Here is a 25,636-nt window from a genome sequence, read left to right as displayed (position 1 = left end):
CCCGCCATGGAGGGGCTGGCCAATCCTGCCGCGCTCCTCGGTGCCCTGGTGGGCGCCGCTATCGGCTGGGTGGACTACCGGATCGTCTCGGGTCTGTTGGTCCGGAAGCTGAGGGAAACCAACCGCTCGGCGACACCCGCCGAGCACCAGGACTACGAGCGCCGGATCGTGCTGGCGCAGCGGATCCTGATGGTCGTCATCGTGCCCGCCTTTGCGGGCCTGGGTTACTGGCTCGGCCGCACGCTCAGCGGCTGGGGCATTTGAGGAGAAGAGGTCCATGGCGTCGACGTTCAAGCTCGACCGCGCGGCCAAAGCCCTGTTCCTGACGGAGTTCGTCTCGGCGTTCTTCCTGTCGATGCGCTATTTCTTCAAGCCGAAGGCGACGATCAACTATCCCTTCGAGAAGGGCCAGATCTCGCCGCGCTTCCGGGGCGAGCACGCGCTGCGCCGCTATCCCAACGGCGAGGAGCGCTGCATCGCCTGCAAGCTCTGCGAGGCGATCTGCCCGGCCCAGGCCATCACCATCGAGGCCGGCCCGCGCCGCAACGACGGCACGCGCCGCACCACCCGCTACGACATCGACATGGTGAAGTGCATCTATTGCGGCTTCTGCCAGGAGGCCTGCCCGGTGGACGCCATCGTGGAAGGCCCGAATTTCGAATTCTCGGTGGAGACCCGCGAGGAGCTCTACTACGACAAGGCACGGCTTCTGGCCAATGGCGACCGCTGGGAACGCGAGATCGCCGACAGCCTCAAGAAGGACGCGCCCTACAGGTGACGCCAGCGGGGGACGGGCAGGCGGTTCGCCGTCTGGACGCCCTCCAAACAGGACTTTAAGAGAGGCGCGCGCAGGGCTCCCCCGAGTCTTCAACAAGCGCGCCCTCGCAACGAACGGGGCACAGGGGCAGATGCTCGCCGGTCTCTTCTTCTACCTCTTCGCCGCCGTTCTGGTGGCGTCGGCCTTCATGGTCATCGCGGCGCGCAATCCCGTGCACTCCGTGCTGTTCCTGATCCTCGCCTTCGTCAACGCCTCCGGCCTCTTCGTGCTGATGGGGGCGGAGTTCCTGGCGATGATCCTGGTCGTCGTCTATGTCGGCGCGGTCGCGGTGCTCTTCCTCTTCGTGGTGATGATGCTCGACGTCGACTTCGTCGAGCTCCGCCAGGGCTTCCTGCAGTACCTGCCCGTCGGCGTGCTCATCGGCCTCGTCGTGCTCGCCGAGCTCTTCATGGTCATCGGCGCCTGGACCATCGGCGGGTCGGCGCCGAAGACCATCACCGCGCCCATCCCCGGCGGCATCACCAATGCCGAGGCGCTGGGGCAGGTGCTCTACACAAAGTACGTCTATTTCTTCCAGCTTTCGGGCCTCGTCCTGCTGGTCGCCATGATCGGCGCCATCGTCCTCACGCTCAGCCACAAGGCCGGCGTGAAGCGGCAGGACCCGGGCGCCCAGGCGGCCCGCACGCCTGAGACGGCCATCGCCGTCGTCAAGGTGAAGACGGGCGAGGGGGTCTGATCCATGGCGACCATCGGCCTTTCCCACTACCTCTCGGTGGCGGCGATCCTGTTCACGCTGGGGATGCTCGGCATCTTCCTCAACCGGAAGAACATCATCGTCATCCTGATGTCGGTCGAGCTCATCCTGCTCGCGGTGAACATCAACCTCGTGGCCTTCTCCACCCATATGGGCGATCTCGTCGGCCAGGTCTTCGCGCTCTTGGTGCTGACCGTGGCGGCGGCGGAAGCCGCCATCGGCCTTGCGATCCTCGTCGTCTTCTTCCGCAACCGCGGCTCGATCGCGGTCGAAGACGTCAACATGATGAAGGGCTGACAGGTCCATGTATCAGGCCATCGTCTTCCTTCCCCTCGCGGGCTTCCTGATCGCCGGGCTCTTCGGCCGCGCCATCGGCTCGCGCGCCTCCGAGATCGTCACCACGGGCCTGCTCGGCATCGCCGCGCTGCTGTCCTGGGTCGCCTTCTACCAGGTCGGCTATGCCGGCCAGTCCACGACCATCGAGCTGTTCCGCTGGATCTCGGCCGGCTCGCTCAACGTCAACTGGACGCTGCGCATCGACACGCTCACCGCCGTCATGCTGGTGGTGGTGAACTCGGTCTCCTTCCTCGTGCACCTCTATTCCATCGGCTACATGCACGAGGATCCGGATCGGCCGCGCTTCTTCGCCTATCTGTCGCTCTTCACCTTCGCCATGCTCATGCTGGTGACGGCGAACGACCTGCTGCAGATGTTCTTCGGCTGGGAGGGCGTGGGCGTCGCCTCCTATCTGCTGATCGGCTTCTGGTACAAGAAGCCCTCGGCCAATGCCGCGGCGATGAAGGCCTTCATCGTCAACCGCGTCGGTGACTTCGGCTTCCTGCTCGGCATTTTTGGCCTCTACACGCTGACCGGCTCGATCGGCTTCGAGGCGGTGTTCGGCGCGGCCCAGGGCCTTGCCGGCAAGACCATGGAGTTCCTCGGCTACAAGGTCGACGCGCTCACCGTCGTCTGCCTGCTGCTCTTCATGGGCGCCATGGGCAAGTCGGCGCAGTTCCTGCTCCACACCTGGCTGCCTGACGCCATGGAGGGCCCGACGCCGGTCTCCGCCCTCATCCACGCGGCGACCATGGTCACCGCCGGCGTCTTCATGGTGGCGCGCCTGTCGCCGGTCTTCGAATATGCCCCGATCGCCCTGCAGGTGGTCATGTTCTTCGGCGCGACGACCGCCTTCTTCGCCGCGACCGTCGGCCTCGTCCAGAACGACATCAAGCGCGTCATTGCCTATTCGACCTGCTCGCAGCTCGGCTACATGTTCGTGGCGCTGGGGGCAGGGGCCTATTCGGTCGGCATCTTCCACCTCTTCACCCACGCCTTCTTCAAGGCGCTCCTGTTCCTCGGCGCCGGCTCGGTCATCCACGCGATGCACCACGAGCAGGACATCCGCCGCATGGGCGGCCTCGCCGGCCACATCAAGTTCACCTATGCGATGATGGTCATCGGCACGCTGGCGCTGACCGGCTTCGGCCTGCCGTTCCTCCATATCGGCTTCGCCGGCTATCACTCGAAGGACGCGATCATCGAGGTCGCCTATGCCGCCCACGGCGCCATGGGGCCCTATGCCTTCTTCATGACGGTGATCGCGGCGCTGATGACCTCGTTCTATTCCTGGCGCCTCATCTTCAAGACCTTCCATGGCGAGCCGCGCTGGGCCCATGCCGATCACGGTCATGCCCATGACGATCATGCCGCCCACGCGGCGCATGATGACCACGCCCATGACGACCATGGCCACGGCCATGCCCACCAGCCGCATGAGAGCCCGCTGGTCATGCTGATCCCGCTCGGCGCGCTCGCCGTCGGCGCGGTCTTCTCCGGCGTCGTCTTCGCCAAGAAGTTCACCTACGAGGACGGCATCAAGGGCTTCTTCCGCGACTCCATCTTCATGCGGCCGGAGAACCACATCATCCACGCCTTCCACGACGTGCCGGGCTGGGTGCCCTGGACGCCCTTCGTGATGATGGCGCTGGGCTTCGCGCTCGCCTGGTACATGTACATCAAGCGGCCCGACGTGCCGGTGCAGCTCGCCCGCGAGCACCAGGGGCTCTACCAGTTCCTGCTCAACAAGTGGTACTTCGACGAGCTCTACGACCGGATCTTCGTCCGGCCCGCCCGTTGGCTCGGCCGCTTCTTCTGGAAGAAGGGTGACGGCTGGCTCATCGACGGCTTCGGCCCCGACGGCATCGCCGCCCGCGTCGTCGACATCACCCGCGGGGTGGTGCGCCTGCAGACCGGCTACCTCTACCACTATGCCTTCGCCATGCTGATCGGGGTCGCGGCCCTCGCCACCTGGTTCATGTTCTCCGGCGGCGTCGGAGGAGCGCACTGATGTCCAACGCCCCGATCCTCTCCATCATCACCTTCCTGCCGCTGCTCGGTGCGGCGCTGGTCCTCATGGTGCGCGGCGACGACGAGAATGCCCGCCGCAACATCCGGATGATCGCACTCTTCGCGACCATCGTGACCTTCGGCCTGTCGCTGATCCCGGTCTGGCAGTTCAATCCGGCCACGGCCGAGTTCCAGTTCGTCGAGAAGGCGGCCTGGCTCGGCGGCGTCATCAGCTACCGCATGGGCGTCGACGGCATCTCTCTGCCGCTCGTCATCCTGACGACCTTCCTCATGCCCTTCTGCATCCTCGCCTCGTGGGTCTCCATCGAGAAGCGGGTGAAGGAGTACATGGTGGCCTTCCTGGTGCTCGAGACGCTGATGATCGGCGTCTTCTGCGCCCTCGACATCGTCCTCTTCTACCTGTTCTTCGAGGCCGGCCTGATCCCGATGTTCCTCATCATCGGCATCTGGGGCGGCAAGCGCCGCATCTACGCCTCGTTCAAGTTCTTCCTCTACACGCTCGCCGGTTCGCTGCTCATGCTCCTCGCCATCATGGCGATGATCTGGACGGCCGGGACCTCGGACATTGCCGAGCTGCTGAAGACCGGGCCGAAGCTGTTCTCGCGCGACATGCAGTTCTGGCTATGGCTCGCCTTCTTCGCCTCCTTCGCTGTGAAGATGCCGATGTGGCCGGTGCACACCTGGCTTCCCGATGCCCACGTCGAGGCGCCGACCGCCGGCTCCGTGATCCTCGCGGGCGTGCTCCTGAAGATGGGCGGCTACGGCTTCCTGCGCTTCTCGCTGCCGATGTTCCCGGAGGCGAGCGCCTTCTTCGCGCCGATCGTCTTCGCCCTGTCGGTGGTCGCCATCATCTACACCTCGCTGGTGGCGATGATGCAGGAGGACATCAAGAAGCTGATCGCCTATTCCTCCGTCGCCCATATGGGCTTCGTGACCATGGGCATCTTCGCCGGCAATGCCGAGGGCATCCAGGGCGCCGTCTTCCAGATGATCTCTCACGGCATCGTCTCTGGCGCGCTCTTCCTCTGCGTCGGCGTCGTCTATGACCGCATGCACACCCGCGAGATCGCGGCCTATGGCGGCCTGGTGAACCGGATGCCGATCTACGCGGTCATCTTCATGGTCTTCACCATGGCCAATGTCGGCCTGCCCGGCACATCGGGCTTCGTCGGCGAGTTCCTCACCCTCATGGGGACCTTCAAGGCCTCGACAACGGTGACCTTCCTTGCCGCCACCGGCGTCATCCTCTCGGCGGGCTATGCGCTCTGGCTCTACCGCCAGGTGATCTGGGGCGAGATGACCAAGCCCTCGCTCAAGACCATCACCGACGTCGACAAGCGCGAGCTGACCATCCTCGTGCCGCTGGTGGTGCTCACCATCTTCTTCGGCGTCTATCCGCGGCCGATCCTCGCCACCTCCGAGGTGGCGGTGAACGCGCTCGTCGAATCCTACAAACAGGCGAATGCGACGGCCGGCCGTGCGGTCGCCGCGCAGTCGCGCTGAGGGAACAGCGATCATGAACGCTCCGGTCCTCACCCTCGCGCCGCTCATCCCCGAGCTGATCCTGGCGCTCGGCGCCATGGCCCTCCTGATGTACGGCGTCTTCACCGGCGACCGCTCGGCCCGCACCGTCACCTGGGGCGCGGTCGTGCTGCTGGTCGCCGCCGCCATCGCCGTGCTGGCGCTGGGCTCCGCGCCGCGCACCGCCTTCAACGGCTCCTTCGTGCTCGACGCCTTCGCCCGCTTCATGAAGGTCCTGGCCTTCCTCGGCGCGGCGGTGGCCCTCATCCTGTCGCAGGATTTCCTCGCCCGCGAGAAGATCGAGAAGTTCGAGTTCCCGATCCTCATCCTCCTGTCGACCACCGGCATGGGCGTGCTGATCTCGGCCGGCGACCTGATCGCGCTCTATATGGGCCTCGAGCTCATGTCGCTGGCGCTCTACGTCATCGCCTCGATCCACCGCGACAATGCCCGCTCGACGGAAGCCGGCCTCAAGTACTTCGTCCTCGGCGCGCTCTCCTCCGGCATGCTGCTCTATGGCTGCTCGCTGATCTACGGCTTCACCGGCACGGTCTCCTTCACCGGCATCGCTGCCGCGCTGAAGGGCGGCCCGATCGGCCTCGGCCTCGTCTTCGGCCTCGTCTTCCTCATTGCCGGCATGGCCTTCAAGGTCTCGGCGGTGCCGTTCCACATGTGGACGCCGGACGTCTATGAGGGCGCGCCCTCGCCGGTGACGGCCTTCTTCGCCGCCGCCCCGAAGGTCGCCGCCATCGCCATCTTCGCGCGGGCGCTGACCACCGGCTTTCCCGGTGCGACGCACCAGTGGCAGCAGATCGTCGTCTTCGTCTCGGTCGGCTCGATGATCCTCGGCGCCTTCGCCGCCATCGGCCAGAGCAACATCAAGCGCCTGATGGCCTACTCCTCCATCGGCCATATGGGCTTCGCGCTTGTCGGCCTCTCGGCGGGCACGGCGGCGGGCGTGCAGGGCGTTGCCGCCTATATCGCCATCTACATGATCATGACGCTCGGCACCTTCGCCTGCATCATCGCCATGCGGCGCGGCGACGAGCCGGTGGAGACGATCGAGGATCTCGCGGGCCTCTCCCGCACCAATCCGCTGATGGCGGCGGCGCTGGCGGCGCTCCTGTTCTCGCTCGCCGGCATCCCGCCGCTCGCCGGCTTCTTCGCCAAGTGGTACGTCTTCTCGGCCGCCATCGAGGCCAAGCTCTACGTCCTTGCGGTGATCGGCGTGCTGTCGAGCGTGGTCGGGTGCTTCTACTACCTGCGCATCGTCAAGATCATGTATTTCGACGAGCCGGCCCCGGCCTTCGCCCCCATGCGCGTCGAGCTGAAGGCGGTTCTCGTCGCCTCGGCGCTGTTCAACCTGCTCTTCGTCTTCTATCCGGCGCCGCTCGTCGCGGCCGCGGCGGCCGCGGCGCGGTCGCTGTTCTGAGACCCCGCGCCGGGCGATCCGGCCGCGCTGGTGCCACGTATCGCAAAGGCCGGGCTTGTCCCGGCCTTTCGCCGCTTATAGGACTGCCTGATACCGCCGGGTGCCAGATTGCCCCGCCGCATTGCGGACGCTTCGTTCGCCCCACCGACGCAGGATCACATTGCCAACACTCTCCGACACCGCCACGGCGGCCGGCTTCCGTCTTGTTCATCTCGCCGAGATCGGTTCCACCAATGCCGAGGCGCTGGCGCGCGGCGCGGCCGGTGACCTTGGGCCCACCTGGTATGTCGCCGACCGGCAGGTGGCGGGGAAGGGGCGTCTCGGCCGCTCCTGGACGGGCTTCGAGGGCAATCTCTTCGCGACCCTGCTGCTGACCGACCCGGCGCCGACCCAGCGGATCGCCCAGCTCTGCTTCGTCGCGGCGCTCGCTCTGGACGACGCCCTCCTGAACCTCGCGCCGGACCTCGAATATCGCTTCAAGGTGAAATGGCCGAACGACGCGCTGCTCGACGGCGCCAAGGTCTCGGGAACGCTGATCGAGGCGACCACGCGCGGGACGACGACGCAGGTCGCCATCGGCATCGGCGTCAACGTCGCCCATCACCCCACCGACACGCCCTATCCGACGACGAGCCTGGCCAGCGCCGGCATCGCCGTCGGCCGTGACCAGGTCTTTGCGGCGCTCTCCCGCTCCATGGTGACGGCGCTCGCCATCTGGCGGCGCGGCGACGGGTTCGACGCCATCCGCGCCGGCTGGCTCGCCCGCGCCCACAATCTCGGTGGCCCGCTGGTGGTGAAGACCGACGAGCGCCGCATCGAAGGCGTATTCGTCGGCCTCGACCGCGACGGACGCCTCCTCCTCGACACGCCGGACGGCCGCGAGACGATCACCGTCGGCGACGTCTCTCCCGCCCTCGCCGGACTGATGCACTGACCATGGCCAAGCGCTCCACCACCGGACCCGCCGAGGAGTTCGTCTTCTGCCCCCTCGGGGGCGTCGGCGAGATCGGCATGAACTTCTCGCTCTACGGCTTCGGCTCGCCGGCCAAGAAGGACTGGATCGCCGTCGATTGCGGTGTCGCCTTCGCCGGGCCCGACCTGCCGGGCATCGACCTCGTGATGCCGGATCCCGGCTTCATCGCGCGGGAGAACAAGCGCCTGCGCGCGCTCATCATCACCCACGCCCACGAGGACCATATCGGCGCGGTGGCGGATCTCTGGCCGCGGCTCGGCTGTCCCGTCTACCTGACGCCCTTCGCCGCGGCGATGCTCGAGGCGAAGAAGCTGAACGAGCCCGGCGCACCGAAGATGCCGATCCACATCATCGGTCCGGGCCAGGTGATCGAGGTGGGGCCGTTCTCCTTCGAGATGATCGCGGTGGCCCATTCCATCCCCGAATCCACCTCGCTCGCCATCCGCTCGCCGCTCGGCCTCGTCGTCCATACCGGCGACTGGAAGATCGACCCGACCCCGGTCCTTGGCGACAAGACCGACGAGGCGCGGTTCCGGGCGCTCGGCGATGAGGGCGTGCTCGCCATGATCGGCGATTCCACCAATGCCATTCGCGATGGCGTCTCGCCGTCGGAGCGGGAGGTTGCGGCGGAGCTCGAGCAGATCATCCGCGGCGCGAAGGGCAGGGTGGCGGTGACCACCTTCGCCTCCAATGCCGCCCGCGTCCGCTCGGTGGCGGAGGCCGCGATGCGCTGCGACCGCCAGGTCGTGCTGGTCGGCCGCGCCATGGAGCGCGTCATGTCGATCGCCCGCGAGCAGGGGATGCTCGACGGCATCCCGCCTTTCGTCAGCGTCGAATCCTATGGCTACCTGCCGCGCGACAAGGTCGTGGCGGTGCTCACCGGCAGCCAGGGCGAGCCGCGGGCCGCGCTCGCCCGCATCGCCAATGACGACCATCCGGAGGTGACGCTCACCCCCGGCGACACCGTCATCTTCTCCTCGCGCACCATTCCCGGCAACGAGAAGGCGGTGGGCGGCATCATCAACGCGCTGGTGAAGCAGGGCGTGAAGATCATCACCGACCGCGACGCGCTGGTGCATGTCTCCGGCCATCCCCGCCGCGGCGAGATGGAGCAGATGTACAACTGGGTGCGGCCGCAGATCGCCATCCCCGTCCATGGCGAGCCCTATCACATGGCCGAGCATGCGGCGCTCGCCCGGCGCATGGGCGTGAAGGAGGTGCTGCTCGCCAATGACGGCGACGTCATCCGCCTCGCGCCCGGCGAACCCGACGTGGTGGACACAGTGACGGCGCAGCGCCTGTTCAAGGACGGCACGATCCTTGAGGAAGAGGCGGCGCGCACCGTGCCGGAGCGGCGGCGGCTGGCCTTCGCCGGCATCGTCTCGGTCGCCATCGCCATGGATGAGCGTGGCCAGGTCGTCGGCGACATCCAGTTGGACATGGCGGGCGTACCGGAGAAGGACGCCATGGGCGACGATCTCGGCGAGCTCGTCGAGGAGACGGTGATCGACTGCGTGGAGGGCCTGCCCAAGGCCCGCCGGCGCGATCCCGACGCCGTCGCCGAAAGCGTCACCCGCGCCATCCGCGGCACGCTGAACGGACGGTGGGGCAAAAAGCCGACGTGCCACGTGCTGGTGGTGACGGTATAGAACCGGGGCGACGGGAGCCGGGATCCGTCGCTGCCGCGAAGGAGCTTTTCGATGATCGGACGCCTGAACCACGTCGCCATTGCCGTCCGTGACCTTGAGAAGGCGAGCGCCCTCTATCGCGACACGCTGGGGGCCAAGGTCACCGCGCCGGTGGCGCAGCCGGCCCATGGCGTCACCGTCGTCTTCGTCGAGCTGCCGAACACCAAGATCGAGTTCCTGCAGCCGCTCGGGGCCGACAGCCCGATCGCTAAGTTCCTCGACAAGAACCCGGACGGCGGCATCCACCACGTCTGCTACGAGGTCGACGACATCATCGCCGCCCGCGACCACCTGAAGGCTCAGGGCGCCCGAATCCTGGGCGATGGCGAGCCGAAGATCGGCGCCCATGACAAGCCGGTGCTCTTCCTCCACCCCAAGGACTTCAACGGCACCCTCGTGGAGCTCGAGCAGGCATGAGCATCGCCGCCGCCGCCGCCATCTATTTCATCATCTGGTGGCTCGTGCTCTTCGCCGTGCTGCCCTTCGGGGTCCGATCGCAGCACGAGGCGGGCGATGTGGTGCCGGGGAGCGATCCTGGCGCGCCGCAGCGCACGGCGATGCTCAACAAGGTCATCATGACCACGGTCGTCGCCTCGATCGTCTTCGCCCTCTACTACGCGAACTACACGCTCGGCCTCATCACGCTGGACGATATCCCGCTGATCCCGCGGGCTTTCCTCAACTGACGCCGATGTGACGGAGCGGCGCGCGGCGCTGCGCAAGGGGAGATCCGTATTCTCCCGGATGATCCGCCATGCACTTTTTTTCGCCATGGCATGCACAACTTGGTGACAAACCAATTTTCGTGTTCTAGCCTCCCTTGGCTGCAAGAAAGAGGCCTCTGCGTTTCAACGCTCGAAGGTCTAACGGCTCAGGTCTTGGGAGGAAGACCCCCCGGGGCGAAGGTTCGGGAGAACCGACGTCACGGGATATAAAAAGGGGACGGCAGGCGCGATCGAACGCGACGCCGATCCTCACTAGAATACCCTGGTAGAGGCGGGATCATCGATCCCGCCTTTCCTTTTTCCGGCGAACGAACGCGAGGGAAGGTGGCCCGGCGGCCCGTCCCGGCTTGCGTCCCGGCGCAAAAGAGGGTCAATTCCCGCCTCCCGCGCCGGCCCCGCTCCGGCGCCGCCCTTCATCCGCCTTCGAGGTCTTCGATGCGTCTGTCCCGCTATTTCCTGCCGATCCTGCGCGAGACGCCGAAGGAAGCCGAAATCGTCTCCCACCGCCTCATGCTGCGCGCCGGCATGGTCCGCCAGGAGAGCGCCGGCATCTATGCCTGGCTGCCGCTGGGCCTTCGCGTCCTCAACAAGGTGCAGCAGGTCATCCGCGAGGAGCAGAACCGCTCCGGCGCCATCGAGCTGCTCATGCCGACCATCCAGTCTGCGGACCTGTGGCGCGAGAGCGGCCGCTATGACGCCTATGGCAAAGAGATGCTGCGCATCAAGGATCGGCACGATCGCGAGATGCTCTTCGGCCCGACCAACGAGGAGATGATCACCGAGATCTTCCGGGCCTATGTGAAGAGCTACAAGGACCTGCCGCTGAACCTCTATCACCTGCAATGGAAGTTCCGCGATGAGGTGCGGCCGCGCTTCGGCACCATGCGCTCGCGCGAATTCCTGATGAAGGACGCCTATTCCTTCGATCTCGACAAGGCTGGCGCGGTCCACGCCTACAACAAGATGTTCGTCGCCTATCTGCGCACCTTCGACCGGCTCGGCCTCAAGTCGATCCCGATGCGCGCCGATACCGGCCCGATCGGCGGCGATCTCTCCCACGAGTTCATCATCCTCGCCGACACCGGCGAGAGCCAGGTCTATTGCCACAAGGACTATCTCGACTTCGCGGTGCCGCCGGCCGACACCGATTTCGACGATGTCGAGGGCATGAAGGCGACGGTCGCGAAGTGGACCTCGCTCTATGCCGCCACCGACGAGATGCACGAGACGGCGGCCTACGAGGCCATCCCCGAGGCCTCGCGCGTCTCGGCCCGCGGCATCGAGGTCGGCCACATCTTCTATTTCGGCACCAAGTATTCCGACCCCATGGCGGCGACTGTGCAGGGCCCCGATGGCAAGCCGGTGCCGGTGCATATGGGCTCCTACGGCATCGGCCCGACCCGCGTGGTCGCGGCGATCATCGAGGCTTGCCACGACGAGGCCGGCATCCGCTGGCCGGCGGCGGTCGCGCCCTTCACCGTATCGCTGATGAACCTCAAGCAGGGCGACAGCACCTGCGACGCGGCCTGCGAGGAGCTTTACCGCGCCTTCGCCACCCGCGGCATCGACGTGCTCTATGACGATCGCGACGACCGGCCGGGCGCCAAGTTCGCCACGGCCGACCTGATCGGCATTCCCTATCAGGTGATGGTCGGCCCGCGTGGCCTTGCCGAGGGCAAGGTGGAGCTGAAGTTCCGGTCGACCGGCGAGCGCGAGCTGCTCAGCCCGGCGGATGCGGTGGCGCGCATCGCGGGGATGTGAGGGGGCAGGGGGCGCCGACTGGCGCTTCTGTAACCCCATCCGTCATGCCGGGTGTTGTGCAGGGGGTCTGCGCATTCTTCTCCGAAGCCGCCTGGTCAAGTCGTCGATAGCCGGGACAAGCCCGGCCATGACGCGAAGAGGATGGTTCCCGGCGCGTTGATGGTCGAGTGACCCGCCGCGCTCCACCTCTCCCCGGCGGGGAGAGGTCGGCCGAAGGCCGGGAGAGGGGGCTGTTCGTTTCCGCGAAGGCTCCCCCTCTCCCGCCTCGCTGCGCTCGTCGACCTCTCCCCGCCGGGGAGAGGTGAGGCGGCGCTGCGTTCTGTCCCGAGGGACATCGCCCGGCTCTTCGGACCAAGCCTTGCCTCGGGTCGCCACCGCTCCCACATGAGGACCGCGGGGACGACCCCGCTCATCCCAGACTTTCGCGAGGACGACCTCGCCATGACGGAGGGCCGCCATGGCCTGGATCTACCTGGTTGTCGCCGGCCTGTTCGAGGTCGGCTGGGCCATCGGCCTCAAGTACACAGAGGGCTTCACGAAGCCTCTGCCCACGGCCTTCACGCTGCTCAGCCTCGTCATCTCCATCGGCCTCCTGGGCCTGTCCCTCAATACCCTGCCGGTCGGCACGGCCTATGCGGTCTGGACGGGAATCGGGACCGTCGGGACGGTCGTGCTCGGCATCGTGCTGCTCGGCGACAGCGCCAGCGCGCTGCGGCTCGCCTGTATCGGCCTCATCGTCGCGGGGATCGTCGGCCTGAAGGTTCTGTCGCCGGAATAGCGAGTCGGATGAATCGGTTGGGCGGCGCTGCTGAGACGGTGATTCCGGTTCTTCAGAGACTGATTCAGCAGGAAGGCGCTGTCTGGCCCCGTTGTGAAAATGAGTCCGGATGAGGCGACAAGTCTCTGAAGGTGCGGGGAAAACGCGCTTGTTCCGTTTCCTCTGCCGTCATGCCCGGGTTCAGCCCGGGCATCCACGACTTCCCTTCCATCGGCGGCGTTCAAGTCGTGGATGCCCGGCACAAGGCCGGGCATGACGCGGAGAGGGCATTGTGCGGGGGACTGACGGAGGCGTGATCCGTGCCTCCAGCCCACCTCACGCCAGTGAAAACGCCTCATGGATGGCGCTCTTCACGCCGCCGCCCATCTGCGGGCCGCCGCCGGCGACATAGATCGCATCGCCGATGGCGACCGCGCCCATGCCGTGGCGCGGCGTGAGCATCGGCGCATAGGCCTCCCAGCGGTCGGCGACCGGATCATAGGCCTCGTTCTGGCCGTAGACGCGGTTCCAGCCCTCGCCGCCCATGCAGAAGATCTTGCCACGATAGAGCACCGCGCCGTGGCCGGAGCGCGGGGTTGGCATGTGGTTGCGCGCGGTCCATTTGTCGGCCGCCGCGTCGTAGGTGTGGTGGAGCACCGAGTTGGTGTGGAAGCTATCGACGCGCCCGCCGATGATGTGGATCGTGCCGTTGACGTTGACGATGCCGACATGGTCGCGGCCGAGCGGCATGGGCGCGAGCTTCGTCCAGCGTTCATCCTTCGGGTCGTAGACCAGGTGCCAGTCGATGGACTTGCGCGTCTCGAACGTATTGCCGATGGCGCCGCCGATGGCATGGATGCGGTCGCCGACATTGATGCAGGCGATGGCGCCGCAGGCCTCGGGCAGGGGACGGATGGCGGTCCAGCGGTCCCCCTCGGCGCCCCAGACGAAGCACTCGGCATGGGGCGTGCGGTTCTGCTCGATGAAGCCGCCAATGGCGTAGAGCCGCTGCCCGGAGACGGCGACGCCGACATGGTTCGCCCCGCGCGGCACCTCGGCGGCGGTGATCCAGGCATTGGAGGCGGGGTCGTAGATGTGATGGTAGGGCCGGTCGACGCGCTGCTCGGCATAGCCGCCGACGAGATGCATGCGCCCCTCGCGGCCGACTGCCCAGGCCATCTCGGTGCGCGGAATGGGGAGCGGCGCCCGCGGCGTCCAGCGGCCGGGATTGGCAGCCATGGGCGCGGGGCTGGTCGTATAGGCCTGCTGGTGATGGATGTCGGGAATGTCGACGCGGCCCGGCGCGTTCAGCCGCTCGAACTGGCCGTCGCGATGGGGCTGGTGGGGCGCGTGGCCGGCATGTCCGGCATGGGGGTTCTGGGCAAGGGCGGGGCCGGTGAGGGCGACGAGCCCCCCGGACAGCATGAGGCGGCGATCGATCCCGGACATGGCATTCTCCCTGAAGCTTCCGCAAGGTAGCGCAGCCTTCGGCAGGGGCAATGGCCGCACTGGCCTAGGCCGGCTGCGCTGCGGCTTGCAATCGACGCCGTGTCAGCCACATTCAGCGCCATGACCACGAAGAATCCTCAGGGAACCACGGGCAGTGTGGCGCGAACGGGCGCCGGTGGCGCCGTGTCCAGTTCGGGCAGCGCCGCGATCTCCGCCTTCCTCAAGACGGCTGCGGCCGTCGGACCGCCGAAGGTCGCGGGCGAGCGCGGACGCCTCATCTTCGCGCTCGACGCCACCGCGAGCCGCGAGCCGACCTGGGGCATGGCGCAGGAAATCCAGGGCCAGATGTTCACCGAAGCCGCCCGCGTCGGCACGCTCGACATCCAGCTCGTGTTCTTCCGCGGCATGGGCGAATGCCGCTCCTCCGGCTGGGTGGCGGATGCCGCCAAGCTCAAGTCGCTGATGGGCAAGGTCACCTGCATCGGCGGCCAGACGCAGATCGGCCGGGTGCTGTCCCATGCCGCCGACGAGGCCGCCGAGCGGCGCATCCATGCCGTCGTCTATGTCGGCGATGCCATGGAGGAGAGCCTCGACGACCTCTGCGCCAAGGCCGGGCGGCTCGCCATGGCCAATGTCCCGGTCTTCCTCTTCCTCGAGGGTGGCGATCCGGTCGCCGAGCGGGCCTATCGCGAGATCGCACGGTTGACGCGCGGCGCTTTCGCCCGCTTCGATCCCGGCGCGGCGGCCCAGCTCGCCGAGCTCTTGCGGGCGGTCGCGGCCTTTGCCTCGGGCGGGCGGCTGGCGCTCGCCGATGCCGCCAAGGGCTCGCGCGGCGCGCAGCTCCTTCTCGGCCAGATGAGCTGACGACGCATGACCTATTTCATCGCAGGGGTCATCGCCCTCATCGTTTTTTCCGGCGCGCTGAACCAGATCCTCGGCGCCAATCCGAAATGGCTGTCGGCGCAGATGAAGAAGGTGGGCGGTGCGGCCGTCATCGCCTTCGGCCTGTTCCTGCTCACCCGCGGCCAGTGGGAGCTGGCCCTGCCGGCCTTCCTCGCGGGCGCCTCGCTCCTCGGCTACATCCCGGGGCAGGGGATGCTCGGCGGCTGGGGGCAGGCGGGGCAGAAGACGCCGCGGCAGACCTCGTCGGTGCGCTCGCGCTTCATCGACATGGAGCTCGATATCGACACGGGGCAGATGACCGGTCGCTTCATCGCCGGGTCGCTCGCTGGCCAGCCGCTGGAGCAGATTCCCATCCCCAGGCTGATCCAGGCCTTCGCCGAGATCGACGGGGAGAGCGCGCAGCTACTCGAGGCTTATCTTGACCGCCGGGAGCCCCGCTGGCGTGAACACGCTCAGGGCGATGCGGGTCCGCGGCAGGGCGGCCCTGCGGCTTCGAGCGCGATGACCGAGGAGGAGGCCTACCAGATCCTTGGCCTTCAGCCCGGGGCGAACGAGGAGGCCATCCGCGGCGCCCATCGCGCGCTGATGAAGAAGCTGCACCCCGACCAGGGCGGATCGACGTGGCTCGCCTCCCGCGTCAACCAGGCCAAGGACACCCTCCTGGATCGCCATCGCCGGACCTCCTGATACGCAGAACACAACCGGGTTGAGGGACGGACCGTCAGTTACGGACGGGGATGCAGTCGAAGTCCTTCGACTTCAGGGCGCGGCAGGCGGCGTCCGCCGCGGACCGGTCGAAGCCGGCGAAGCGGGCGCGCACCAGCGTCATGCCGCGGGCCTCGACCTTCTCGGTGTAGGGATCAGCCGAGCCGAGCTGGCGGCCGGTGGCCTCGCGGGCCTCCTGCAGCGTCTCCTGGGCGGCGCTTTCGGTGGGGAAGGCGCCGAGCTGGATCGACCATTCGCCGCGGCGGCGCGGGGCGGCTTCGGCCACCGGGGCGGTGCCGGGCGAGGCCATCTGCACCGGACGCGGCGAGACCGAGGCGGTGGTGAGCTGCGAATTGCTGATGGTGCCGAGGACGCCGGGGCGCGGGTTCGGATTGCCGGGCGCGACCGCCGGAGCCGGCGCCGGGGCAGGCGCGGGACGCGATGCGGCGGTGGCGAGCATGGCGGCGGCGGCCGGCGGCGGAGCGGTCTCGGCCTGGATGACCTGGCGATGCGGCTGGGCGCTGGCGGTGACCGGGGCTGCGGCCGAGGCGCCGGTGGAGGCGCCACCGCGGGTCTGGCCGGCGGTGATGACGGCAGCCGCCATCGGGGTGATCGGGGCAGGGGCGGCGACCGGCTGGCCGCGGCCGGGGACGGCGACCTGGGCCGCCACCGCGATGCGCTGCGGCTGGCGCGGCGCTGGATCGGCGGCGCGGGCGATGACCGGGGCGGTGCGGGCGCCGGCATAGGCGCGCGGGAAGACGGTCTCGACCAGCTGGCGCATGCGGGCGTCGCGGGCGCCGCCGGTGCGGCCGCCCATCACGACGGCGACGATCTGGCGGTCGCCGCGGCGGGCCGAGGTCAGCAGGTTGAAGCCGGAGGCGCGGGTGTAGCCGGTCTTGATGCCGTCCACGCCCTCGACGCGGCCGAGCAGGCGGTTGTGGTTGCGGTGGTTCACGCCGCGATAGGCGAAGGAATAGGTCTGGAAGTAGCGCCAGTAGCGCGGGAAGTGATCCTGGATGGCGCGGCCGAGGGTGGCGAGGTCGCGGGCCGTGGTCATCTGCTCGGCGTCGGGCAGGCCGGAGGCGTTGCGAAAGGTGGTGCGGCTCATGCCGATGGCGCGGGCGCGCCTGGTCATGAGCTGGCCGAAGGCCTCCTCGGTGCCGGAAATGTTCTCGGCGATCACCACCGCGACGTCGTTGGCCGACTTGGTGACGAGGGCGCGGATCGCCTCCTCGACGGTGATGGTCGAGCCGGCGCGCACGCCGATCTTGGACGGCGGCTGGGCCGCGGCCTCGGCCGAGACGCGCAGCGGCGATTGCAGGGTGAAGCGGCCGGCCTCGATCTGCTCGAACAGCAGATAGAGGGTCATCACCTTGGTGACGGAAGCCGGGAAACGATGGGCGTCGGGCGCCTCGGCATGCAGCGTCTGGCCGGTCTTGGCATCGATGACGATGGCGGAATAGGCCGGTGCGTAGCCGGCATAGCGGCGCTGGCGCGCCTCGGCGCTGGTCGGTGCCGCCAGTGTCATCGCCAGGACCGCGACCGCTGCCGCGAACCCTGCCACCAGACCCATGGCCGAACGGTTCTTCACCGCCTGGCCGGCGCCGTTGATCGTCGCCATTACGCCACCCCTGAACTCGCCTGCTTGCGGTTCCGGGGCCTTCTGGCATCCGGTCGCCGCCGTCCCTCGTGCCGGGATGGGCTGCTTCCGACCGGATTTCACGGACCGGCGGTCCCGAAGGACCGCCGGCTACGCGACACCACACGCGGCGATACGCAGCCGAACTCGGCACTGCGACCACCGGGACCCGGCGGCCGTTGACAAACACGGTAAGCGTTTGGGGTTGCCAGGAAGTTAAGCGGCGATTCGCTCCGGCGGTGATGCATGCCGGCGGGGGCCGCTGATCCGTCCAAAGGATGATGGTGCGGTGCAAAAGAGTTAATTGACGCAGTGCAACATAATGCCTAGATACCGTGCAGGTCGGACGGCGACGCCCCCCGTGGCGCTCTTCCACCTCATCCCACGCGAGGAGAACGGCCATGGCCCAGAATTTCGAAGACGTGCAGAAGCTCGGCAAGGACGGCGTCGACAATGCCGTGAAGGCCATGACCGCTCTCACCAAGGGCTACCAGGCGATCGCCGCCGAGATGGTCGACTACTCGAAGAAGGCCTTCGAGGACGGTTCGGCCACGATCGAGAAGATCGCCGCCGTGAAGTCGCTCGACAAGGCGATCGAGGTCCAGTCGGACTATGCCAAGGCCAGCTACGAGGCTGCCGTGGCCCGCGCCACCAAGATCGGCGAACTCTACCAGGACCTCATGAAGGAGGTCTTCAAGCCCTACGAGGCCGCTTTCGGCAAGTTCGCCCCGGCGAAGTGACTGTTCCGACCCTGTCGGAGATGCGAAGGCCCGGTGCGCGCACCGGGCCTTTTTGTTTGCCGCCAGGCGGGTGGGGGCGGCGCCGGCCTTACTGGGTCAGGCGCAGCTGGCCGATCTCGGCGGCGATGCGTTGGAAGACCGGCACGAGCTCGGCCGCGGTCGAGACGTTGTAGTACATCGTCGTGGCGGAGGCGCAGCGGCGCAGCAGGGCCTCGTTGCCGTCGATGACGCGGACCGTGTAGAGGCGGATGCCGTTCGCCTTGGTGTTGGCGCAGGCAAGATCGGTGCGCGCATCGATGGACGAGCCGGTCGTCGTCCAGCGGTTCTGCGTGTTGTCGCCGTCGGTGAGCAGGATGATGATCCGCTCGAGGTCCGGCTCGGTGGCGAGTGTGCGCGCCTCGGTGAGCGGCAGGTTGGGGGTCAGCATGTGGAACCCCCAGACAAGGCCGATCGTGACGTTGGTGTTGCCAGAGGGCTGCATCGCGTCGATGCGGGTCTTCAGCGCCGTCCAGTCGGTGGTCAGCGGCATCAGAGCGGCGAGCGTCGAGGTCGTGCAGTTGCGCGCGCGGAACAGCGTCGCCGCATCGGCCGTGGTCGGCGTCGTGTCGGCGACATCGTGGCTCTGGTCGCGGTCGGTGACGCAGCCCGTCCAGGTGCTGGCGGTGATGCTGGTGCCGGCATAGGTGAGCCAGCTCTCGTTCCGGTAGCCCGTGCCGATGCGCACCTGGGTGTCGAAGGGGACGATGCCGATGCGGACGGCATCCGGCCGGTTCGACACGGTGGACATGGTGTCGATGAGGTTCTTGGCGGCCGTCTTCAGCGCCGTCATCTTGCCGGAACTGCCCATGGAGCCGGTGTTGTCGAGCACCAGGACCATGTCGATCTTCTTGGTGCGCCAGGTCGCGCCCGCCGTGCCCTTGATGGTCAGGTCGGACTGGGTCAACAGGCCCGGGATCATGGCGTTGAGATTGCCGGTGCCGCTGACGCGCACATTGGTGTCGTCCTTGGTGGCGACGATCTGGACGTTGAGCAGCTCGGACGGATTGATGTTGCCGAGCACGAACTGACGGGCCGCGGCGGACAGGTCGCTCGGCGCCTTGCCGTCGGCGACGAGGCGCGCGACGAAGAGGGCGGCGGCGTCGAGGGCTGCCTGCAGGCGCGCCTGCTGCTGGCTCATGCGGCTGAGATCGACCGCCGCACAGATCATCATGACGACGGGATAGAGCGCCACCGCGAAGACCACCGCGAGGGCGCCGCGTCGATCACGCCTGAAGCGAGAGATGATGTTCCACATGGGGCGACCCCTGATCTGCGACCGGGGGTAACCTAGGGGGTCATCGCATAAGCATTCGGAATCGCACGCGAATCAATTGTTCAAGTGTTTGGCCCGAGCGGGTTACCGGGCCTTAACCCTGTCGCCCCCGTTTTCTCTCGCAGGCGCTGGGGAACCTCGGCTGCGGAAACCTTGCGTTACGTCAGAAGGGCCCGCGTTGCTGACGAAACGTCATCCTGGCGCATCAGGCTCTCGCCGACGAGCAGAGTCCGGATGCCCACGGCCGCGAGACGGGCGACATCGGCGGGTGTGAAGATACCGCTTTCGCCGACGACGACGCGGTCGGACGGGATGCGCGGGGCAAGGCGCTCGGAGGTCGCGAGCGAGACCTCGAAGCTGCGCAGGTCGCGGTTGTTGATGCCGATGAGGCGGGAGGGCAGGGCGAGCGCCCGGTCCAGTTCGGCATCGTCGTGGACCTCGATCAGCGCGTCCATGCCGTAGTCGGTGGCGGCGGAGACGAGTTCGCCGGCCAGCACGTCATCGACGGAGGCCATGATGACGAGGATGCAGTCGGCGCCCCAGGCGCGGGCCTCGGCCACCTGATAGGGGTCGTGCATGAAGTCCTTGCGCAGGGCCGGGAGCGCGCAGGCCTGGCGGGCGGCAGTGAGGAATTCGGGAGCCCCCTGGAAGGACGGGCCATCGGTGAGGACGGACAGGCAGGTGGCGCCGCCGGCCTCATAGGCCTTCGCCAGGGCGGGCGGATCGAAATCCGGGCGGATCAGGCCCTTCGACGGGCTCGCCTTCTTGATCTCGGCGATCAGCGCGGTGCGGCCGGCCGCATGGGCGGCGGCGATGGCGCCGGCGAAGGGGCGCACCGGATCGGCCGAGCGCGCCTCGGCATCCACCACCCAGAAGGGCTTGAGGAGCTTCGCGGCGGCGATCTCCTCGCGCTTGTAGGTCTCGATCGCCTTGAGGATGTCGGCCATGGCGGGGTCCTCAGGCGGCGGCGGAGACGGCGACGAGCTGGTCGAGGCGCCTGGCGGCGGCGCCGCTGTCGATGGCAGCGGTGGCCATGGCATAGCCCTCGGGCAGGGTCGCGGCCTTGCCGCTCACCACCAAGGCTGCGGCAGCGTTAAGGGCGGCCACGTCGCGATAGGCGTTGCGGGCGCCGGTCAGCACCGCGCGCAGCTGCATGGCGTTGTGGGCGGCATCGCCGCCCTTCAGGTCCTCGGGCCGGCAGAGGCCGAGGCCGACATCCTCCGGGCGAACGGTGAAGGTGCGGATCTCGCCGCCCTTCAGCTCGGCGACGGCGCTGGGGCCGGTGCCGGTCACCTCGTCGAGGCCGTCGGAGCCATGGACCACCCAGGCGTGGGACGAGCCGAGATTGGCGAGCACGGCGGCAAGCGGCTCCACCCATTGCCCTGCGAAGACGCCGACCATCTGGCGCTTGACGCCGGCCGGGTTCGACAGCGGCCCGAGCAGGTTGAAGATGGTGCGGGTGCCGAGCTCCACGCGGGTGGGACCGACATGCTTCATGGCGGGATGGTGGGCGGGGGCGAACATGAAGCCGATGCCGGCTTCGCGGATGCAGCGGGAGATGCCCTCGGGGGCAAGGTCGATCTTCACGCCGAGCGCCATCAGGCAGTCGGCAGCGCCGGACCGCGAGGAGAGGGCGCGGTTGCCGTGCTTGGCCACCGGCACGCCGGCGCCCGCCACGATGAAGGCGGCGCAGGTGGAAATGTTGAGGGAGTGGGAGGCATCGCCGCCGGTGCCCACCACGTCCACCGCATCGGCGGGGGCATCCACCCGCACCATCTTGGCGCGCATGGTGGCGACCGCCGCGGTGATCTCGTCGACGGTCTCGCCGCGCACGCGCAGGGCCATGAGGAAGCCGCCGATCTGCGAGGGCGTGGCATTGCCCGACATGATCTGGTCGAAGGCCGAGGTCGCCTCGTCGCGGGAAAGCGCCGCGCCGGTGCCGACCTTGGCGATCAGGGTCTTGAAACTGTCCATCAGCGGCGTCCCTGGCTGCGGTTCCATGCGGCCGCGAGGTCGAGAAAGGTGGCGATCATGCGATGGCCGTGCTCCGAGGCGATGCTCTCGGGGTGGAACTGCACGCCATGGACGGGCCGCGTCCGGTGCATCAGGCCCTGGATGACGCCGTCCTCGGATTCGGCGGTGATCTCGAGGTCGGTCGGCCAGGTGTCGCGGTCGACGGTGAGCGAGTGATAGCGCGTCGCCTGGAACGGCCCGTTGATGCCGCGGAAGACGCTGCGGCCCTTGTGGGCGATGGTCGACATCTTGCCGTGCATGGGCTTGGGCGCACGCACCACCTGGCCGCCGAAGGCCTGGCCCATGGCCTGGTGGCCGAGGCAGACGCCGAAGATGGGGATGGTGGCCGAGGCCTTGTCGATGAGCTCGAGGCAGATGCCGGCCTCGTTGGGCGAGCAGGGGCCGGGCGAGAGCACGATGGCGTCGGGATCTCCGGCGATCACCGCATCGGCCGTCGTCTTGTCGTTGCGGATGACCTCGACCTCCGGGCGCTGGCCGCCGCCGAGGTCCTGGCCGCCGATATAGTGGACGAGGTTCCAGGTGAAGCTGTCGTAATTGTCGATGAGGGTGATCTTCACTGGCCCCTCCCGACCCGCGCGGTCTTCACCGCCACGTCGGCGGCATGGACCAGCGCCTTGGCCTTGTTGACGCACTCGGCCTGTTCCGAGGCGTTGACGCTGTCGGCGACGATGCCGGCGCCGGCCTGGACGAACATCTGCCCGTCCTTGACCACCGCCGTGCGCAGCACGATGCAGGTGTCCATGGCGCCGGTGGCGGAGAAATAGCCGACGCAGCCGGCATAGAGGCCGCGCTTTTCCTTCTCGAGCTCGTCGATGATCTGCATGGCCCGAACCTTCGGCGCGCCGGAGACCGTGCCGGCGGGAAAGCCCGCCATCATCGCATCGATCAGGTCGTGCTTCGGATCGAGCTCGCCCTCGACATTCGAGACGATGTGCATGACGTGGGAATAGTGCTCGAGGAAGAAGCGGTCGGTGACCGAGACCGTGCCGATCTTGGCAACGCGGCCGACATCGTTGCGGCCGAGGTCGAGCAGCATGAGGTGCTCGGAGAGCTCCTTGGGGTCGGCGAGCAGTTCCTCGCCGAGGCGCTTGTCCTCGGCGGGCGTCGCGCCGCGCGGCCGGGTGCCGGCGATCGGGCGAATCGTCACCTTGCCGTCCCGGACCCGCACCAGGATCTCCGGCGAGGAACCGGCGACCGAGAAGCCCTCGAAGGCGAGATAATAGAGGAACGGCGAGGGGTTCACCCGGCGCAGCGCGCGGTAGAGCGAGAAGGGCGGCAGGGTGAAGGGCGTCGAGAAGCGCTGCGACAGCACGACCTGGAAGATGTCGCCGGCGGCGATGTAGTCCTTCGCCCGGTCCACCATCGCGGAGTAATCGGCCGGCGAAGTGTTGGACACGAGGCCAGCCATGATCTCGGCGTGGTCGGGCAGGGGCGTCTGCTTGTCGAGCGGGCTGTCGAGCGCGTCGATGACGGTGCCGAGCCGGTTCACCGCGCGGTCATAGGCCTGCTTGGCGGAGGTGCCGGCCTGAGGGCGGACCGGCGTCACCACCGTGATCTGGTCCTTTACCGCATCGAAGACAAGGACGACGGTCGGGCGGATGAACAGCGCATCGGGAAGCCCGAGCGGGTCGGGGCCGACATGGGGCAGCTGCTCCATCTGCCGGACCATGTCGTAGCCGAGATAGCCGAAGACGCCGGCAGCCATGGGCGGCAGGCTTTCCGGCATGTCGATGCGGCTGTCGGCGAGGAGCTGGCGCAGCTCGTCGAGCGGGGCGGCGGGCAGGGGGGCAAAGGCGTTGCGATCGGCCCCGGGTCGGCGGTTCACCTCGGCGACGCCGTCGCGGCAGCGCCAGATGAGGTCCGGCTCCATGCCGAGCACGGAATAGCGGCCCTTGATGGCGCCGCCCTCGACGGATTCGAGCAGGAAGGCGTTGGTCTTGGCCCCGGCGATCTTCAGATAGGCGGAGACCGGCGTCTCGAGATCGGAGACGAGCGTCGTCCACACCACCTGCGGCTTGCCCGCATCGTGGAGGGGGGCGAAGGCCTCGAAGGCCGGCTCGATCTGCATGACGGCCTCCGGCGACCTTCAGCGGGTCTCGGTGGTGCCGCCGACCGCCCGGTTGAGGAGCGTGCGGTTGACGGTGGAGCCGAAATCGCGCTGCAGGCGGGCGATGTACTGGCCGAGGACGTCGTCCTCGATGGACTGGGAGAGCTGGTCGCGGGTGCGGGTGTCGAGCGTCGCATCCGGCGGCAGGACGATCTCCGTCGTTACGAAGACGAGGCGGTCGAGGCCATCGGCGGCGGTGACGGTGCCGGCCTGCCCCTTGCCCGTGACGAAGAGCATCTGCACGGCGGCCGAGCCCCAGACGCCGTCGGTGGACGAGCGCTTGAGCACCGGCGTGGTGCGGACCTCGAGGTTCAGCGGCTGGGCGACCTCGGCCAGCGTCTTGCCGCCGCGGATGGCGGTCGCCATCTGGTCGGCGGCCCGGCCGATGCGGACCTTCACCTCATCCTCGCGCCAGCGCGCCTCGACCTGCGGGCGCACCTCGTCGAGGGTGCGGTCGCGGGCCGGCGTGACCGAGGAGACCTCGAACCAGGCCCACAGGCCCGTCTCGCGGTTGTTGACCGGCTCGTTCTCGAGACCGACCTCGGCGCGGAAGGCGGGCGCGAGGAAGTCCGAGGCGCCGGGGAGGTTCAGCTGGACCTCCTGGGGATCGCGGCCCTGCTGGTCGACGGCATCGACCGTGGTCACCGGCACGCCGACCTTGGCGGCGATGTCGGCGAGGGGAAGGCCGCTGGAGCGCTCCTTCTCGATGCGGTCATGCAGGTCGTTGACGGCATTGCGGGCCATGGTCGTGGCGATGGTCATCCGCGCCTGTTCCGCGGCCTGGGCCGCGTTGAAGGGCTCGACCTTGGCGGCGCGCAGGAGGACGATGCCGAAGCGGCCGCGGACCGGGGCGGAGACCGCGCCCTCGGCAAGGGCGAAGGCGGCGTCGCGCACGGCCGGGTCGGCAATGTTGTTGCGGGCGAGACTGCCGAGCGTCAGGTCGGCCTCGGAGACGCCGCGCTCCTTGGCGAGGTCCTCGAAGGAAAGGCCCTCGGCGACACGCTTGGCCGCGGCCTCGGCCTCCTCGACGGAGGGGAAGGTCAGCTGCTGGATGGTGCGCTTCTCCGCGGTCTCGCGCAGGCGGGCGACCTCCTCGGCGATCTGCGCTTCCGGCACCTGCATGAAGCCGATCTGGTCCTGGGGCGACAGCGTCACCACCACGAGCTTGCGGTATTCGGGGGCGCGGAAGAGCTGCTTGTTGGCGTCGAAATAGGACTGGAGCGCCGCCGCGTCCGGGGCCGGCACGTCGCCGGCCTCGCGCGCGCCGATGACGACGAACTGCGCCTGGCGCGTCTCGTTCTGGTAGCGCGTCATCGCGTCGATGAGGATCTGCGGCGAGGTCATCTTGTCGGAGACGGCGCCGGCGATCTGCTGGCGCAGGGCGACGCGGCGCTCGGCGTCGACATAGGTCTGCTCGGTGAAGCCGCTCTGGCGCAGCGCCTCGGCGAAGGCGTTGCGGTCGAACTGGCCGGTCGGGCCGCGGAAGGCGGGGGTGGTGACGATGCGGTTGCGGATCGTGTCGTCGTCGATGCCGAGGCCGAGCTGGCGGCCGCGCTCGTCGAGGGTCGCCTCGGTGACGAGCTGGTTGAGCACGCGCTGGTCGATGCCGAACTGGCGCGCCTGGTCTGGCGTGATGCCGCGGCCGATCATGCGGCCGAGATTCTGCACCTCGCGATTGTAGGCGGTCTGGAAGGTCTGGACCGAGATCTGCGTGCCGCCGACGCTCGCGACCGTCGTCTGCGTGCCCCCGCGGAAGATGTCGCCGATGCCCCAGACGGCGAAGGACAGCACGAGGACGCCCATCAGCACGATGAGGACGATGCGAAGGATACCCTTCTCGAAGGCGGTGCGAAGGCCGGTCAGCATGCCGGGCGGATCTCCAACGGGCGGCGCGGTGCCGCGAGGGGCCTAAAAAAGTCGGCGGAGCATAGTGATGGCGCACCTGCCCGGCAAGCATGGCTGGTGGCACGCGCGTAGCGGTTCTGCTAGGG

General features: G+C 68.1%; 24 protein-coding genes. 16 read left to right on the top strand and 8 right to left on the bottom strand.

Annotated features, from left to right (window positions below; genetic code table 11):
* The first annotated feature begins 6 nt into the window (after positions 1–6).
* The 13 genes from C8P69_RS11845 (at position 7) to sugE (ending at position 12,777) form a co-directional block, all read left to right on the top strand.
* Positions 7–264 (top strand): hypothetical protein, encoded by a 258-nt coding sequence (locus C8P69_RS11845; RefSeq protein WP_108177320.1) that lies wholly within the window; start codon positions 7–9, stop codon positions 262–264.
* A 13-nt stretch (positions 265–277) separates the two neighbouring features.
* Entirely contained in the window at positions 278–778 is a 501-nt protein-coding gene (nuoI, locus tag C8P69_RS11840; RefSeq protein ID WP_108177318.1) for an NADH-quinone oxidoreductase subunit NuoI, read from the top strand.
* Between the two features lie 130 nt (positions 779–908).
* Positions 909–1,514, top strand: coding sequence for an NADH-quinone oxidoreductase subunit J (locus C8P69_RS11835; RefSeq protein WP_108177316.1), 606 nt, complete (start codon positions 909–911; stop codon positions 1,512–1,514).
* A 3-nt stretch (positions 1,515–1,517) separates the two neighbouring features.
* Positions 1,518–1,829, top strand: coding sequence for an NADH-quinone oxidoreductase subunit NuoK (gene nuoK, locus C8P69_RS11830; RefSeq protein WP_108177314.1), 312 nt, complete (start codon positions 1,518–1,520; stop codon positions 1,827–1,829).
* A gap of 7 nt (positions 1,830–1,836) precedes the next feature.
* Positions 1,837–3,879, top strand: coding sequence for an NADH-quinone oxidoreductase subunit L (gene nuoL / locus C8P69_RS11825; RefSeq protein ID WP_108177312.1), 2,043 nt, complete (start codon positions 1,837–1,839; stop codon positions 3,877–3,879).
* The gene (locus tag C8P69_RS11820; protein WP_108177310.1) at positions 3,879–5,402 is read left to right on the top strand and encodes an NADH-quinone oxidoreductase subunit M; all 1,524 of its coding nucleotides are present in this window, start codon (positions 3,879–3,881) and stop codon (positions 5,400–5,402) included. Before nuoL ends, C8P69_RS11820 begins: the two co-directional genes overlap by 1 nt.
* A gap of 13 nt (positions 5,403–5,415) precedes the next feature.
* Positions 5,416–6,852, top strand: coding sequence for an NADH-quinone oxidoreductase subunit NuoN (nuoN, locus tag C8P69_RS11815; RefSeq protein ID WP_108177308.1), 1,437 nt, complete (start codon positions 5,416–5,418; stop codon positions 6,850–6,852).
* Between the two features lie 160 nt (positions 6,853–7,012).
* Complete coding sequence (locus tag C8P69_RS11810) at positions 7,013–7,786, top strand: biotin--[acetyl-CoA-carboxylase] ligase (protein ID WP_245902002.1); 774 nt, start codon at positions 7,013–7,015, stop codon at positions 7,784–7,786.
* Between the two features lie 2 nt (positions 7,787–7,788).
* Positions 7,789–9,474, top strand: a complete 1,686-nt coding sequence (locus C8P69_RS11805; RefSeq protein WP_108177306.1) for a ribonuclease J — start codon at positions 7,789–7,791, stop codon at positions 9,472–9,474.
* A gap of 51 nt (positions 9,475–9,525) precedes the next feature.
* Positions 9,526–9,930 (top strand): methylmalonyl-CoA epimerase, encoded by a 405-nt coding sequence (gene mce / locus C8P69_RS11800; protein WP_108177304.1) that lies wholly within the window; start codon positions 9,526–9,528, stop codon positions 9,928–9,930.
* Positions 9,927–10,199 carry a DUF1467 family protein gene (locus tag C8P69_RS11795; protein ID WP_108177302.1) on the top strand — a complete coding sequence of 91 codons (273 nt, stop codon included), beginning with the start codon at positions 9,927–9,929 and terminating at the stop codon, positions 10,197–10,199. Before mce ends, C8P69_RS11795 begins: the two co-directional genes overlap by 4 nt.
* 474 nt (positions 10,200–10,673) lie before the next feature.
* Positions 10,674–11,999 (top strand): proline--tRNA ligase, encoded by a 1,326-nt coding sequence (gene proS / locus C8P69_RS11790; protein ID WP_108177300.1) that lies wholly within the window; start codon positions 10,674–10,676, stop codon positions 11,997–11,999.
* Positions 12,000–12,456: 457 nt separating this feature from the next.
* On the top strand, positions 12,457–12,777 hold the full coding sequence (gene sugE / locus C8P69_RS11785; RefSeq protein WP_108177298.1) for a quaternary ammonium compound efflux SMR transporter SugE: 321 nt from the start codon (positions 12,457–12,459) through the stop codon (positions 12,775–12,777).
* A 315-nt stretch (positions 12,778–13,092) separates the two neighbouring features.
* Here the strand turns inward: sugE and C8P69_RS11775 are convergent, their stop codons facing one another.
* Positions 13,093–14,205: a Kelch repeat-containing protein gene (locus C8P69_RS11775; RefSeq protein ID WP_108177297.1), complete on the bottom strand. Its 1,113-nt coding sequence runs from the start codon at positions 14,203–14,205 to the stop codon at positions 13,093–13,095.
* 120 nt (positions 14,206–14,325) lie between these two features.
* Between C8P69_RS11775 and C8P69_RS11770 the strand changes: the two genes are divergently transcribed.
* Complete coding sequence (locus tag C8P69_RS11770) at positions 14,326–15,069, top strand: hypothetical protein (protein ID WP_108177295.1); 744 nt, start codon at positions 14,326–14,328, stop codon at positions 15,067–15,069.
* A 6-nt stretch (positions 15,070–15,075) separates the two neighbouring features.
* Positions 15,076–15,795 carry a DnaJ domain-containing protein gene (locus tag C8P69_RS11765; RefSeq protein ID WP_108177293.1) on the top strand — a complete coding sequence of 240 codons (720 nt, stop codon included), beginning with the start codon at positions 15,076–15,078 and terminating at the stop codon, positions 15,793–15,795.
* A gap of 34 nt (positions 15,796–15,829) precedes the next feature.
* Here C8P69_RS11765 and C8P69_RS11760 read toward each other — a convergent pair whose 3' ends face one another.
* The gene (locus C8P69_RS11760) at positions 15,830–17,434 is read right to left on the bottom strand and encodes a D-alanyl-D-alanine carboxypeptidase (protein ID WP_108177291.1); all 1,605 of its coding nucleotides are present in this window, start codon (positions 17,432–17,434) and stop codon (positions 15,830–15,832) included.
* A 419-nt stretch (positions 17,435–17,853) separates the two neighbouring features.
* On the opposite strand from C8P69_RS11760, the gene C8P69_RS11755 reads away from it, so the two are divergent.
* Positions 17,854–18,192, top strand: coding sequence for a phasin family protein (locus C8P69_RS11755; protein WP_108177289.1), 339 nt, complete (start codon positions 17,854–17,856; stop codon positions 18,190–18,192).
* A gap of 88 nt (positions 18,193–18,280) precedes the next feature.
* Here C8P69_RS11755 and C8P69_RS11750 read toward each other — a convergent pair whose 3' ends face one another.
* The 6 genes from C8P69_RS11750 to C8P69_RS11725 all read right to left on the bottom strand — a co-directional run bounded on the left by C8P69_RS11750 (position 18,281) and on the right by C8P69_RS11725 (position 25,511).
* On the bottom strand, positions 18,281–19,486 hold the full coding sequence (locus tag C8P69_RS11750) for a vWA domain-containing protein (protein ID WP_108177286.1): 1,206 nt from the start codon (positions 19,484–19,486) through the stop codon (positions 18,281–18,283).
* 176 nt (positions 19,487–19,662) lie between these two features.
* Entirely contained in the window at positions 19,663–20,451 is a 789-nt protein-coding gene (gene trpC / locus C8P69_RS11745; protein WP_108177284.1) for an indole-3-glycerol phosphate synthase TrpC, read from the bottom strand.
* Between the two features lie 10 nt (positions 20,452–20,461).
* Positions 20,462–21,478, bottom strand: a complete 1,017-nt coding sequence (gene trpD / locus C8P69_RS11740) for an anthranilate phosphoribosyltransferase (protein WP_108177282.1) — start codon at positions 21,476–21,478, stop codon at positions 20,462–20,464.
* On the bottom strand, positions 21,478–22,095 hold the full coding sequence (locus C8P69_RS11735; RefSeq protein ID WP_108177280.1) for an anthranilate synthase component II: 618 nt from the start codon (positions 22,093–22,095) through the stop codon (positions 21,478–21,480). Before C8P69_RS11735 ends, trpD begins: the two co-directional genes overlap by 1 nt.
* A complete protein-coding gene (gene trpE / locus C8P69_RS11730; protein WP_108177278.1) occupies positions 22,092–23,606 on the bottom strand; it encodes an anthranilate synthase component I in 1,515 nt (504 codons plus the stop codon). The genes C8P69_RS11735 and trpE overlap by 4 nt, the downstream gene beginning before the upstream one ends.
* Positions 23,607–23,624: 18 nt before the next feature.
* Entirely contained in the window at positions 23,625–25,511 is a 1,887-nt protein-coding gene (locus tag C8P69_RS11725; RefSeq protein WP_108177276.1) for a peptidylprolyl isomerase, read from the bottom strand.
* Positions 25,512–25,636 lie beyond the last annotated feature (125 nt).

It is taken from the genome of Phreatobacter oligotrophus (assembly GCF_003046185.1).
In the GTDB taxonomy this organism is placed as follows: domain Bacteria; phylum Pseudomonadota; class Alphaproteobacteria; order Rhizobiales; family Phreatobacteraceae; genus Phreatobacter; species Phreatobacter oligotrophus.
Note: the sequence above shows the minus strand (reverse complement) of the source record. Positions and strands in the feature narration are given on the sequence as shown.